The following is a 13,174-nucleotide window of genomic DNA, read 5'->3' as shown; positions in this document are numbered from 1 at the left end:
CCGCCAATTCAACTAAAAGCCAATCGCAGCGCCGTTACCCCGCCCCCAGCTCTATCGCATCGCCACAACGCAAAAAGGAGATGCGATATGGAAACCTTGAAACTGCTGACCCTGACCGGATTGATCGTAACCACGCCCGTTCTGGCGCTGGCCAATGTCGGGCTGGGTGACAAACTGGGCACCACCGAGGCCGACATCCGCGCCGCGCTGGAAGGACAGGGATACCAAATCGAAGAGATCGAGTTCGAAGATGGCGAGATCGAGGTTGAACTCGTCAAGGATGGCGTGGAAACTGAGCTGGTCCTGTCCAAGACCGACGGCGTGGTCACCGCCATCGAACTCGAGCAGGACGACGACTGACCGGGTTAAATCACAGGGGCCGCATGAAGCTTTCTCAAACGTCATTGCTTTGGCTCCTTCTGGTGGTGCAGGCCGTCTGCGCCGCCTTTTTCATGACCGATGCAGTGCTGGACTGGACCGGCGGGGAAAGCACGGGCTTTCGCCACCTGCACAGTTTTGAACTGGTCCTGGCACTGGCCCTGATCGGAGGCCTCGCCGCGACCATCGCACTGATCCGATCCCAGAACAGGCGTGTGCACGAGATGCAGCGGCAGTTGAGCGTTGCGCAAGGCGCGTTTGCACAGCTTATCGATGCCCAATTCGGTGACTGGAACCTCAGCCAAGCCGAACGCGACGTGGCCCTGTTGTCGATCAAGGGGCTTTCGATCGCGGAAATCGCCCAATTGCGACAAACCAAAGAGGGCACGATCAAAGCCCAGTGCGCCGCAGTGTATCGCAAGGCAGGCGTCGCAGGACGGCTGCAGTTGCTCAGCTTTTTCATTGATGAGCTGCTGTCCGAACCGTTGATTGAACAGGGCGCCGAAGGTCCGAATTCAGCACCCTGATCCAGTCTGCTGCAGCTTCGTGCCAGCGGCAGATTTCTTCACTCACACAGTCCCAAAAACCTGTGACACGACGTGATGGACCTGCACCTTTCCTTCCGGCCGACGCCGCCCACATGTGGACCATACCGAACTCGGAACGAAGGACATGGTTATGGTTACGCGTCTCATTTTGGCCTCGGCGGCCCTGACGGTCAGCGCATCGTCACTGGCCGCGCAAAGCTTGTCAGAAGACCTTTATATTCAGGGCTTTGCCGGTTACAGCCAGCTGCAGGACAGCGACTTCGGCGGCACGGTCAACGGGTCGTCGCAGTCGGTGGATACGGATTTTGACGCCGGTTACGGGCTGGGTGTTGCGATTGGCACCGAGATCCCGCAATGGTCCAACGACCGGATCGGCACGCGGGTTGAACTGGAACTGTCCTATCGCGACAGCGACGTGGACGGGGTGAATTTCTCGGGCAATGGACCGGGCGCCGAGGGCAACATCTCGGGCGATGTCACGCAGACCTCGCTGTTCGCCAACGTGCTGGTCGATTTCAAACGGGCCGGAGCCTTCACCCCCTATGTCGGCCTTGGACTGGGCGCCACCTATACCAATGTGGATTTCTCCTATGGGCCGGGCGTGACTTTGGATGACAGCGATACGAACTTTGCCGCACAGGTCATTGCCGGTGTTGCCTACGAGATCGACCCGAACGTCGCGCTGACGCTGGACACCCGCTATTCCCGCGCCTTCGACGTCTCGTCCGAACGCCTGGCCCCCAACGGCACCCGGACCGGCACGGTCGAAGACGATATCGACGTGTTCAGCGTCAATGTCGGCCTGCGCTACGGATTCTGAGCGCCCTGGGGCAAGAGTTTCTCTCCGGTTTCTCTTTCCCCCCATGGTCCCGTGTTCTATGCACGGGATCATGCGTTCCTTTGTCATCCATATGTCTTCCAGCACGGCCCGGCGGCCCAATGCTGACCGGCTATGCGCCGACCTGCCCAATGCTGAACTGTTCGAAGCCGTGAACGGCCGCGACCCGGACCAGATCGCCGGGGTTCAGCTGTATCCGGGCACCCTGCACCGACCCCATTACCCCTTTGCCCTGCGCCCGGCCGAAATCGGTGTCTTCGAAAGCCACCGCCGTATCTGGCGCAAGCTGGTCGAGGAAAAGATCGATCTGGCGATCATCACCGAGGATGACCTGCGTATCGACCCCACCCGCATGGCCGCGGCGCTGGACATGCTGGCCCCGCTTGCCACACCCGATCATTACATCCGCATCCCGGTAAAACAACGCGAAGCCCCGGCCCAGACCCTGGCCGAGCAAAATGGGCTGCGCCTGATCCTGCCCAAGGTGATCGGCCTGCAATGCGTGTGTCAGGTGGTGGGTCGCCGCGCCGCCGAACGCTTGCTGGCCGTCACCGACAAGATCGACCGTCCGGTGGACACCTTCCTGCAGATGCATTGGCTGACCGGCCAGCCCATCCATGCGTTGCAAGGCAGCGGCAATCAGGAGGTCGCAGGCGAAATAGGCGGCTCGACCATCCAGACCAAACCGCCGTTGTCAGACAAACTGACCCGCGAAGTCAAACGCGCGGCTTACCGGGCGCAGCTCCACCTGCACCCACAGCGCCCGCCTGCTTCATCTGTCTAAAAATATCCTCGGGGGGAATCGCGCCCAAGGCGCGATGGGGGGCAGACAGCCCCCCTGACCCGGCCCCGCCTTAGGACGGTGCCTTGGTTTTGCGCAGATAGGGGAAGATCGTCTCGAACTCGCCGAACTTCTCTTTTGCTTCGTCGTTCGACACTGCGGGCGGAATGATCACATCCTCACCCGGCACCCAGTTGGCCGGTGTAGCGACGCCCTTGGCCGACATCTGCAACCCGTCCAGCGCCCGCAGAATCTCGGCAAAGTTCCGACCCACGGTCATCGGATAGGTCATCGACAGTTTCAACTGCTTGTCCGGCCCGATGATAAAGACCGACCGCACGGTGGCACTGTCGGCGGGCGTACGGCCATCGGGCAGATAGGCTTCGGCGGGCAGCATGTCGAAGGCCTTGGACACGGCCAGACCGTCATCGGCGATGATCGGGAAGCCGGGATTGGCCTTGCCGTATTCCTCAATGTCCTTCTTCCACTTCTTGTGATCCTCGACATTGTCCACCGATACGCCGATCACCTTGGTATTGCGCGCCGCCCATTCGTCATTCAGCTGCGCCACGGCCGAGAACTCGGTGGTGCAGACAGGGGTGAAATCCTTGGGGTGCGAGAACAGGATGGCCCAGCTGTCGCCAATCCAGTCGTGGAACTGAACGGTGCCCTGATCCGTTTCTGCGGTGAAATTCGGAACCGTATCGTTGATGCGCAAACCCATGGTAAATCTCCTCTCTTGTGAAAAACCCGAGTCGGTTGCCGTAAACCTAAACACTTTGCGCAATTGTTAAACCATTTTAGGCCGTTAAATAATTTGATCAAATTATTGCTTGCCGCGACCCTGCGCTGGTGCCAGAGTGCCCCAACACATCGGTTTCAGCCTGCGGGCACAGGAGGATGCACCATGATCGAAAAACGCGATTTCTATATCAACGGTCAGTGGGTCGCCCCGTCGGCGGCCAATGACTTCGAGGTGATCAACCCCTCAACCGAGGAGCCCTGCGCTGTGATCTCGCTGGGCGCACAGGCGGACACGGATGCCGCCGTCGCCGCCGCCAAGACCGCCCTGCCCGGCTGGATGGCGACTCCGGTCGCGGACCGCATCCCGCTGGTCGAGAGGCTGGTCGAGATTTACCAGACCCGTTCCGAAGATCTGGCGCAGGCGATGTCGCTTGAGATGGGCGCGCCGCTGGATCTGTCGCGCAGCGCGCAGTCCGGAGCCGGGATGTATCACCTGACCAATTTCATCCGTGCGGCCAAAGCGTTTCAGTTCGACCGCCCGCTGGGCGATCACGCCCCCAATGACCGGATCATCTTTGAAGCCGTCGGCGTCGCCGCCTTGATCACGCCGTGGAACTGGCCGATGAACCAGATCACGCTCAAAGTCGGCGCGGCGGCGATTGCGGGGTGCACAATGGTGCTGAAACCCTCGGAACAGAGCCCGCTGAACGCGATGATCTTTGCCGAGATGATGGATGAGGCCGGCTTTCCGCCCGGCGTGTTCAATCTGGTCAACGGCGATGGTGTCGGTGTGGGCTCGCAACTGTCGTCGCATCCGGATGTGGATATGGTCAGCTTTACCGGATCAACCCGCGCGGGCATGGCGATTTCCAAGGCGGCTGCGGATACGCTTAAGAAGGTGCATCTGGAACTAGGCGGCAAGGGCGCGAATGTGATCTTCGCCGATGCGGATGAAAAGGCGGTCAAACGCGGCGTGCTGCACATGATGCAGAACACCGGCCAAAGCTGTAACGCCCCCAGCCGCATGCTGGTGCAGCGCCCGATCTATGACAGGGCGGTTGAGACAGCAGCCGAGGTGGCAAACATGGTCAAAGTCGGACCGGCGCTGGAAGAAGGCCGCCATATCGGCCCGGTGGTGAACGAGGTCCAGTGGACCAAGATTCAGGACCTGATCCAGAAAGGCATCGACGAAGGCGCCCGGCTGGTCGCGGGCGGTACCGGCCGGCCCGAGGGTCTGAACAAGGGCTATTACGTGCGGCCCACGGTTTTTGCCGATGCCAACAACCAGATGACCATCGCGCGCGAGGAAATCTTTGGCCCGGTCCTGACCATGATCCCCTTCGACACCGAAGAAGAGGCGGTCGAGATTGCCAATGACACGCCCTATGGCCTGACCAATTACGTGCAAACGCAGGACGGCGCGCGGGCCAACCGCATGGCCCGCGTATTGCGGTCAGGCATGGTGGAAATGAACGGCCAGTCGCGCAGCGCCGGGTCTCCGTTCGGGGGGATGAAACAGTCCGGGAACGGACGCGAAGGCGGCGTTTGGGGATTGGAAGATTTTCTGGAAGTCAAAGCCGTCGGCGGCTGGGCCGCAGAGTAACCTGATCCAGTTGTGAGGCACCTGACGGTGCCTCGCTCTACGACTCAGGCATCCGCCTGAGCGGCCTCGAAGGCCAGCATGGCGCGTTTGACCGGCAGGCCCCAGTGGTAGCCACCCAAACCACCGGATTTGCGCAGCGCCCGGTGGCACGGGATCAGCCAGCTGACCGGGTTGCGCCCCACGGCAGTACCCACCGCCCGAACGGCCTGCGGCGAACCCACTCTTTCCGCAATCTCGGAATAGGTCGTGACCTGACCGGAGGGGATATGCATCAGCGCCTCCCACACTTTGATCTGCAGCGGTGAGCCGATCAGGTACAAGGGCGTCGGTTCCAGCCGGTCGCTGACCGAACCGAACGCGCTTTGGACCCAGGGGCGCAGGCGCATCGGGTCCTCGACAAATTCCGCCTGCGGCCAGCGCGAGAGCATGTCCTCCATCGCCTCTGCCTCGCCGGTCTCGGCGCCGAAAGCCATGCCGCAGATGCCTTTGTCGGTGCCCATCACCAGCGCCGGGCCAAAGGGGCTTTCGAACCAGCCCCAATAGATCGTCAGGCCCGCGCCTTTGCGGGCGTATTCGCCGGGGCTCATGGATTCCCATTTCAGGAACAGGTCGTGCAGGCGGCCGCTGCCGGAAAGGCCGACGTTATGCGCGGTTTCCAGCGTCGTAAAGCGTTCACGCAGCAGCGCCTTGGCATGGCCCAATGTCAGGTATTGCTGATACCGTTTCGGCGACACTCCGGTCCAGCGCGAGAACAGGCGCTGGAAATGCGCCGGACTCATGTCCATCTGGCGGGCCAGCTCCTCAAGGCTCAGGCTTTCGCCACCCTGATCAATCAGCTCGATCGCGCGCCGCATGACGTTGTAGTGATAACCGCTTTCGGGGGTCTGGACGTTCATGTCTCTCACCTCTTTGTCTGGATCTCAACATAGCGCGCCGGTCACGCCCAAGCGACCCGGAACATGCGCATTGGCTTTGGGCTTGTGTCACGGGTCCACGGGCGGCATTAAGGCCCGGATGGCAAAACAACTTGGATATCACAAGATCCGCGAGATCTTTACCCGCTTTCACGAGGCCGACCCCGAACCCAAGGGCGAGCTGGACCATGTGAACGTCTATACTCTGGTCGTGGCCGTGGCGCTGTCGGCGCAGGCCACCGATGCGGGCGTGAACAAGGCCACCAAAGAACTGTTCAAGATCGCCGACACGCCGCAAAAGATGCTGGATCTGGGCGAAGAGGGGCTGATCGAGCATATCAAGACCATCGGCCTGTTCCGGCAGAAGGCCAAAAACGTCATCAAGCTCAGCCGTATTCTGGTCGACGAGTATGATGGCGAGGTCCCCAATTCGCGCGCCGCGCTGCAATCGCTGCCGGGGGTCGGGCGCAAGACGGCCAATGTGGTTCTGAACATGTGGTGGCGCTATCCGGCGCAGGCGGTGGACACCCATATCTTTCGCGTCGGCAACCGCTCCGGCATCTGCCCCGGCAAGAATGTTGACGCGGTCGAACGCGCCATCGAGGACAATATCCCAACCGATTTCCAGCTGCATGCGCATCATTGGCTGATTCTGCATGGCCGCTATCACTGCAAAGCCCGCAAACCCATGTGCGGTACCTGTATCATCCGCGATCTCTGCGAATTTGAGGACAAGAATCTATGAAAACCTACCAATTGACTGGCATCGGCAATGCCGTTGTGGACGTGATTTCCCAGGCCGATGACAGTTTTCTGGAGCTGATGGGCATCGAAAAAGGCATCATGCAGCTGATCGAGCAGGAACGCGGCGAAGTTCTATACGCCTCGATGGAAGGTCGGGTGCAGACACCGGGTGGATCGGTGGCCAACACCATTGCCGGTGCCGGTGCGCTGGGTCTGGGCGCGGCGTTCATCGGACGCGTGCATGACGACGCTCTGGGTCGGTTCTACGCGGATGCGATGAACGAGGATGGCGTCGATTTCGTGAACCCTCCGGTCCCGGGTGGAGAGCTGCCGACCTCGCGCTCGATGATCTTTGTTTCGCCCGATGGTGAGCGGTCGATGAACACCTATCTGGGGATTTCGTCAGAACTGTCATCCGAAGATGTTTCCGAGGACGTGGCGGGCAACAGCCAGATCATGTTCCTTGAGGGTTATCTGTTCGACAAGGAAAAGGGCAAGGCGGCCTTTCTTGAGGCGGCGCGCAATTGCCACAAGGGCGGTGGCAAGGCGGGGATCGCGATTTCAGACCCGTTCTGCGTGGAACGCCACCGGGTCGATTTCCTGCTGCTGATCGAGAATGAGCTGGATTTTGTGATCGGCAACGAGGCCGAGATCAAATCGCTGTTCGAGACCGACGATCTGGAAGAGGCGCTGGCGAAAACCGCCGGGATTTGTCCTCTGGTCGTGTGCACCCGTTCGGGCGACGGCGTGACCGTCCTGTATGATGGTCAGCGCGTCGACGTGCCGGTGGAAAAGGTGGTGCCAGTAGACGCGACCGGCGCGGGCGATCAGTTTGCTGCCGGGTTCCTGTTCGGCATGGCCACGGGCCGCGACTATGAAACCTGTGCCAAGATCGGCAATGTTTGCGCCCGCGAAGTGATCAGCCATATCGGCCCGCGGCCTGAGGCGAATATGCAGGAACTGCTGCGCGCCGAAGGGTTGCTCTGACCTTTCAGAACGCCGCAGCAGCGTCGTTCAAGGCCCAGTTGTATTTATAAGCATTGACGCGCGCGGTGTTCTGCAACCGCGCGCGCACATCCGGATCGGCCACTGTCTGGAGATAATTCAGAACTGCCTGCTCGTTGGCGCCGAAATCTTCACGAAACCAAATATAAATCTTTGACAGGATCAACCGCCCGCGCTCGTCAAACCGGACCCCGCGCGGATCGTTGACATAGGCGCGTTCGGCGGCGGCAAAGTCACGCTCCAGCGTCTCGGCCTGCCAGGCGCGGTTCATCAGGTTGGGGCAGCCCACGGCGGCGCAGTTCAACGCGTAATGGATGCGCGGCTCGTCGAACGTGGGCCGGATGATGCGGTGTTCGATATCGTTCAAAGTCAGCGTTTGCCCCGCGACCTGCACCAGCGGGCGGTTCCAGGGGCCGATGGACAGGGGGCCATCCTTGATGTCGCGGATTGAGGTGACCGGATAGTTCTCAAGGATCACATCCACCGTCACGGCATTATAAAGGTTGATCCAATAGGCCAGTTGCTGATCTCGGGTCAGGCGTGTTGGGTCAACGGCTTGCAGGTTGGCCAGGTACCCGTCCAGCCGCGCCGTGTCCGCCGGCGTCACCTGCCCATAGGCCAACCGGTTCACACCCTGGGCATCCGACGCGACATAGCGGGACAGGAACGCCGTCCAATCCCGGTGATCGACTTGCTGGCCCGGCGCAGAGGCAAAGCGGGTCAGCGTTTGCCCCGGCAACACCTCGGGCGCGGGCAAAGCCAGACGTTCGACGCTGGCACAGGCGGCCAGCAGGGGAAGCAGCAACAGGATCAATAGCCTTTTCATGAGGCATCCTTCCGGGTCTGGCGCGCGGCCCGCATCTGCCCCTTCAACCGTTTAAGCGGCGCCAGTGCAGGGTCGTTCAGGTCAGGCAAGTCCGAACATGCGGACAAACGGGGCACCGCCGCGTTCCACCAGCTTGGCCCGGTGGGTCCGTCGATCCGGTCCGGGCTGGCCAGATGCTGATCCCGCTGGGCGTTGTGCACACACATCGACAAGGGGCCGTTCGCCGTGGCCACCATGAACACACACGAGGCGCAGCGGTCCTCCTCCAACGCATCCGCCGCCATGAAGTTGTGAATGAACACCACCTGCCGCCGCACCGGACCGCGCAGCAGACCCGGCCCCAGGCGCGCCATGCTCACTGCCAGATGTGCCACGGCACGCAGCGCCAGCAATGGGTGACGCCGGATCGCGCGCCGCAACTTTGGTCGAATACGGATATGAGCGTCCTGCCTGTCATCCACCCCTTCCAACGCTGCAATCACCCGATGCACCAGGCGCCGGTTCGACAACAGCGACACCGCGCGCCCTCCGGCGGTGACGACACTGGCGTAGCGGTTGCATTTGGAATGCCCCACCGCAGCCGTGCCGAAATGCAGCGGCGTCCCGTAACCCGCCTCAATCGCACGCGCGACGCTGTCCTGCGTGATCGCATCGGGCCGCGCACGCAAAACGCCACGCCCGGTATCAGCCTGCATCTGGAACGAGACAAAGGCGACCTCGGGGCAATCCCGCAGGAACCGCGCCAGCGCCGGGAGGTCATCGAAATTGCCGCCAAAAACGGTGGTGTTGAACAGAATACGCAGCCCCAACCCCTGCGCCCTGCGGATATAGGCGCGGCGCACGGTGTTCAGTTCTACCTCGCTGCGAAACCCTTTGCGGTCCTGCGTCATATCCACGTGAAAAGCCACATCGTCCAGCCCCGCCGCCGCCAGCCGTGTCAGCATCGCCCGGCTGGCGCGGATGCCGTTGGTCATCAGGCAGGACCGCATCCCCAAACGGCGAATCTCGCGGCACAGCGCCTCAAGATCCGCCACCTTGCGCAGGGTCGGATCCCCCCCGGTCAATTGCACCGAAACCCCGGTGCCGTAATGGCTGCGGATCGTCGCCAGCCGCGCGAACAGCACCGAGAGCGGCGGATCATAGGTCATCTCGGCCCGGTCCGAGAGGTAGCACAGCGAACAGTCCAGATTGCAGCGCTGCGTGACCTCCAGTGCGACGCAGGCGATGGGATAGAACCGTCCCGCCGTCTGGCCGGGGCCGTATTCACCGCAGCTTTGCAGCCCCTTTCGCAGGGGCGCGCGCTGGTCTGTGCCTTTGAACATGCGTCCGGCGGGAACGAGGGCGGGTTGTATGGGGACAACGTCTTTCATGCCCACCAAGCTAGAGAGGTGCCGGAACCCGAACCACGCCCCCTCACGGCAAGTTGTCGCGGGGTGATCAGCAGGATGAGGTGCCGCCCTTAGCCCAGATAGCTGTCAAACGCTGCAATCACCTGCGCGTACACTTCGCGTTTGAACGGCACGATTTCCTCGATCAGCTTGCCGGGGTCCTGCCATTTCCAGCGGGTGAATTCCGGGTGGTCGGTTTCGATATTGATCTGATCGTCGCGGCCGGTGAAGCGCAGCAGGAACCATTTCTGCTCCTGCCCGCGATAGCGGCCTTTCCAGATGTTTGGCACGATGTCATGGGGCAGATCATAGGGCAGCCAGCCGTCGGTTTCGGCCACGACCTCAACCAGTTCAGCCGTCACACCGGTTTCTTCCCACAGCTCGCGCAGGGCTGCGTCGCGCGGAGCTTCGCCCTTGTCCACGCCGCCCTGGGGCATCTGCCAGGCGTCCGCGTGGCGGTCATTGCGCTGGCCAACGAAGATCTTACCCTCGGCATTCATCAGCATCAGCCCGACGCAGGGGCGATAGGGCAGTTTGGCGATTTCTTCGGGGGTCATGCGCGGCCTCGTACGTTGCTCTGACAACTCTGTATCAAGCGGTTCAGGAACAGCAAAGGGTGTGACGTTAGGTTCTGCGTGACAAAGGTGACGTGAACGTCAATCTAGCACTTAAGAATCGGGAGGGAGAGTTCGCCATGACTGCGTACCCAAACATGCTGGCCCCGCTGGATCTGGGCTTTACCACGTTGAAGAACCGCGTCCTGATGGGCTCGATGCACACGGGGCTTGAGGAAACCGGCGACTGGAACCGCGTGGCTGAATTCTACGCCGACCGGGCGCGCGGAGGTGTGGCGCTGATGGTGACGGGCGGCATTGGTCCGAACCTCGAAGGCTCGGTTCTGCCCGGCGCGTCGATGATGACCAACGACAAAGAGGTCGCGAACCATGCAATCGTCACACAGCGGGTGCATGAGGCAGGCGGCAAGATCGCCATGCAGATCCTGCATGCGGGGCGCTATGCCTATGGTCCGAAATGCGTGGCCCCCAGCCCGGTGAAATCTCCGATCTCGCCCTTTCCGCCCAATGAACTGGACGAGGAAGGCATCGAGAAACAGATCAGCGATATCGTAAACGCCGCCGTTCTGGCCCGGAAAGCGGGCTATGACGGGGTCGAGATCATGGGCTCCGAGGGGTATTTCCTGAACCAGTTCCTTGTGACCCACACCAACAAGCGCACCGACCGCTGGGGTGGGTCCTATGAAAACCGGATGCGCCTGCCGATCGAGGTGGTGCGCCGCACGCGTGAGGCCGTGGGCACCGATTTCATCATCATCTACCGGCTGTCGATGATTGACCTGATCCCCAATGGCTCGACCCATGAAGAGGTTGTGGAACTGGCCCAGCGGATCGAAAAGGCCGGGGCCACGATCATCAACACTGGCATCGGCTGGCACGAGGCGCGGATTCCAACCATTGCCACCAGCGTGCCGCGCGCGGCCTTTGCCTGGGTGACCAAAAAGCTGATGGGCAAGGTCGGCATCCCGGTGATTACGTCGAACCGGATCAACACGCCGGAAGTGGCCGAAGAGGTTCTGTCCACGGGCTGCGCCGACATGGTATCTCTGGCCCGCCCCATGCTGGCGGATGCGGAATTTGTGAACAAGGCGATGGCCGGTCAGTCCGCGCAGATCGCACCCTGTATCGCCTGCAACCAGGCCTGTCTGGATCACACCTTCAGCGGCAAGCTGACCTCGTGCCTAGTCAACCCGCGCGCCTGCCATGAGACCGTGTTGGAGATTGGCACTGCCGAGACGCCGAAGACCGTCGCCATCGTTGGTGCCGGTCCGGCCGGGCTTTCCACCGCCATGACCGCCGCGCAGCGCGGCCATGACGTGACCCTATTCGACCGCGCCGCCGAGATTGGTGGCCAGCTGAACATGGCCAAACAGGTGCCGGGCAAGGAAGAGTTCTGGGGGCTGGTCGACTGGTACCGCACCATGATGGCTGATCTGGGCGTCAAGGTGGAATTGAACCGAGAGGTCAGCGCCGACGACCTGACCGGTTTTGACGAGGTGATCATCGCCACCGGTGTCACCCCACGCGATCCGCAGATTCCGGGGCAGGATCGCGACAACGTCATCACCTATATCGACGTGCTGCGCGACAAGGCCAAGGTCGGCAAATCCGTCGCCGTTATCGGCGCGGGCGGTATCGGGTTCGATGTGTCCGAATTCCTGCTGGAGAACGGCCACAGCATCACCACCGACCTGCCCGCCTGGATGAAGGAATGGGGCGTGACCGACCCGGAGCAGCATCGCTCGGGCCTGGCACCTGAAGGCCCGCAACCCGAAGCCCCCGCGCGCGACATTACTCTGTTGCAGCGCAAGAAACAGGCACACGGCAAGGGACTGGGCAAGACAACCGGCTGGATTCACCGGGCAACGCTGAAGATGAAGGACGTCAATTTCGTGGGTGGCGTGAACTACGAACGCATCGACGACGACGGTCTGCATATCAGCTTTGGCGAAGAACGCGCCGACCCCACCGTGATAGCCGCAAACACGATCGTGCTGTGTTCCGGTCAGGTGTCCGAACGCAGCCTTGCGGATGCGCTGATCGAACGGGGGATCACCCCGCATGTGATCGGCGGCGCGGATGTGGCGGCGGAATTGGATGCGAAACGGGCAATCAATCAGGGGACGCGGCTGGCAGCCGCCCTCTGATCACTCCGAAAGCGCCAGCTTGACGCCCAGCGCCCCAAACGCTGTCGCGAAACACCGTTTGATCCAGGCCATCACGGCAGGCCTGCGAATGACGTAGTCCCGTGCAAGGGCGGCGCAGGCACCGTATCCGACAAAGACCACAAAGGTCATCGCCATAAAGGCGGCGGCCAGCTTTGCCAGCTCCAAACCGGCATTCGCCGTGCCAGCCGGCAGAAACTGAGGCAGAAAGGCCAGGAAAAACAAGGACAGCTTGGGGTTCAGCACATTGATCAACGTCCCGGTCACCGCGATCTTGAGATGACCTGCCGAGGATTTCTCGGCGTTGACCTCCATGGCGCCACCGTCTTTGACAATCCCCCAAGCCATGTAGAACAAGTACAGGACGCCCAGATACTTGATGACCTGAAACGCCAGCGCACTGGTATGCAACAGGGCGGCAAGTCCGATGATACTGGCCAAAGCTGCCGGGACGATCCCCAATGTGCATCCTACCGCCGCCGCAAAGCTGGCGCGGAACCCGCGTCCAAGACCGATCGCCAGAGTGTAGATCACTCCGGTTCCGGGCAGTAACACGACAATCAAGGATGTCAGAAAGAACTCCAGCGACATGTCAGCCTCCTCTATGGGCTGGCAGAGTTTCCGACATTCACATTATTGTAAACCGGTTTCGCGGGCGATTGCGG

At 61.5% G+C, this 13,174-nt stretch carries 14 protein-coding genes; 8 read left to right on the top strand and 6 right to left on the bottom strand.

Translation table 11 applies throughout. The annotated features are described in order from the left end of the window. The first annotated feature begins 87 nt into the window (after positions 1-87). The 4 genes from ACR0DO_RS09095 (at position 88) to ACR0DO_RS09080 (ending at position 2,548) form a co-directional block, all read left to right on the top strand. A complete protein-coding gene (locus tag ACR0DO_RS09095) occupies positions 88-360 on the top strand; it encodes a PepSY domain-containing protein (protein ID WP_170443986.1) in 273 nt (90 codons plus the stop codon). 44 nt (positions 361-404) lie between these two features. After that, complete coding sequence (locus ACR0DO_RS09090) at positions 405-905, top strand: helix-turn-helix transcriptional regulator (protein WP_480558095.1); 501 nt, start codon at positions 405-407, stop codon at positions 903-905. A gap of 151 nt (positions 906-1,056) precedes the next feature. Beyond that, on the top strand, positions 1,057-1,746 hold the full coding sequence (locus tag ACR0DO_RS09085) for an outer membrane protein (protein ID WP_480558093.1): 690 nt from the start codon (positions 1,057-1,059) through the stop codon (positions 1,744-1,746). A gap of 70 nt (positions 1,747-1,816) precedes the next feature. Then, entirely contained in the window at positions 1,817-2,548 is a 732-nt protein-coding gene (locus tag ACR0DO_RS09080) for a glycosyltransferase family 25 protein (protein ID WP_480558091.1), read from the top strand. Between the two features lie 70 nt (positions 2,549-2,618). On the opposite strand, the gene ACR0DO_RS09075 is transcribed toward ACR0DO_RS09080, so the two are convergent. Continuing rightward, positions 2,619-3,269, bottom strand: a complete 651-nt coding sequence (locus ACR0DO_RS09075) for a peroxiredoxin (RefSeq protein WP_480558089.1) — start codon at positions 3,267-3,269, stop codon at positions 2,619-2,621. A gap of 183 nt (positions 3,270-3,452) precedes the next feature. On the opposite strand from ACR0DO_RS09075, the gene ACR0DO_RS09070 reads away from it, so the two are divergent. Next, positions 3,453-4,892 (top strand): aldehyde dehydrogenase family protein, encoded by a 1,440-nt coding sequence (locus ACR0DO_RS09070; protein WP_480558087.1) that lies wholly within the window; start codon positions 3,453-3,455, stop codon positions 4,890-4,892. 44 nt (positions 4,893-4,936) lie between these two features. Here ACR0DO_RS09070 and ACR0DO_RS09065 read toward each other — a convergent pair whose 3' ends face one another. Further along, positions 4,937-5,788, bottom strand: a complete 852-nt coding sequence (locus tag ACR0DO_RS09065) for a methylated-DNA--[protein]-cysteine S-methyltransferase (protein WP_480558085.1) — start codon at positions 5,786-5,788, stop codon at positions 4,937-4,939. A gap of 118 nt (positions 5,789-5,906) precedes the next feature. On the opposite strand from ACR0DO_RS09065, the gene nth reads away from it, so the two are divergent. After that, a complete protein-coding gene (gene nth / locus ACR0DO_RS09060) occupies positions 5,907-6,551 on the top strand; it encodes an endonuclease III (RefSeq protein WP_480558083.1) in 645 nt (214 codons plus the stop codon). Then, positions 6,548-7,537, top strand: a complete 990-nt coding sequence (locus tag ACR0DO_RS09055) for an adenosine kinase (RefSeq protein ID WP_480558081.1) — start codon at positions 6,548-6,550, stop codon at positions 7,535-7,537. The genes nth and ACR0DO_RS09055 overlap by 4 nt, the downstream gene beginning before the upstream one ends. 4 nt (positions 7,538-7,541) lie before the next feature. On the opposite strand, the gene ACR0DO_RS09050 is transcribed toward ACR0DO_RS09055, so the two are convergent. The 3 genes from ACR0DO_RS09050 to ACR0DO_RS09040 all read right to left on the bottom strand — a co-directional run bounded on the left by ACR0DO_RS09050 (position 7,542) and on the right by ACR0DO_RS09040 (position 10,326). Then, complete coding sequence (locus ACR0DO_RS09050) at positions 7,542-8,381, bottom strand: DUF547 domain-containing protein (RefSeq protein ID WP_480558079.1); 840 nt, start codon at positions 8,379-8,381, stop codon at positions 7,542-7,544. Next, positions 8,378-9,703 carry a radical SAM protein gene (locus ACR0DO_RS09045; protein ID WP_480558077.1) on the bottom strand — a complete coding sequence of 442 codons (1,326 nt, stop codon included), beginning with the start codon at positions 9,701-9,703 and terminating at the stop codon, positions 8,378-8,380. The genes ACR0DO_RS09050 and ACR0DO_RS09045 overlap by 4 nt, the downstream gene beginning before the upstream one ends. Positions 9,704-9,840: 137 nt before the next feature. Beyond that, positions 9,841-10,326 carry an RNA pyrophosphohydrolase gene (locus ACR0DO_RS09040; RefSeq protein ID WP_480558075.1) on the bottom strand — a complete coding sequence of 162 codons (486 nt, stop codon included), beginning with the start codon at positions 10,324-10,326 and terminating at the stop codon, positions 9,841-9,843. A gap of 137 nt (positions 10,327-10,463) precedes the next feature. Here ACR0DO_RS09040 and ACR0DO_RS09035 point away from each other — a divergent pair, with 137 nt between their 5' ends. Then, positions 10,464-12,491, top strand: a complete 2,028-nt coding sequence (locus ACR0DO_RS09035; RefSeq protein ID WP_480558073.1) for a 2,4-dienoyl-CoA reductase FMN-binding domain-containing protein — start codon at positions 10,464-10,466, stop codon at positions 12,489-12,491. Here ACR0DO_RS09035 and ACR0DO_RS09030 read toward each other — a convergent pair whose 3' ends face one another. Then, positions 12,492-13,100 carry a LysE family translocator gene (locus tag ACR0DO_RS09030; protein ID WP_480558071.1) on the bottom strand — a complete coding sequence of 203 codons (609 nt, stop codon included), beginning with the start codon at positions 13,098-13,100 and terminating at the stop codon, positions 12,492-12,494. Between the last annotated feature and the right edge of the window lie 74 nt (positions 13,101-13,174).

This window comes from Ruegeria sp. AM9 (genome assembly GCF_056540565.1).
The sequence above is the reverse complement of the archived record's forward strand: the minus strand, read 5'-3'. Positions and strand labels throughout refer to the sequence as shown.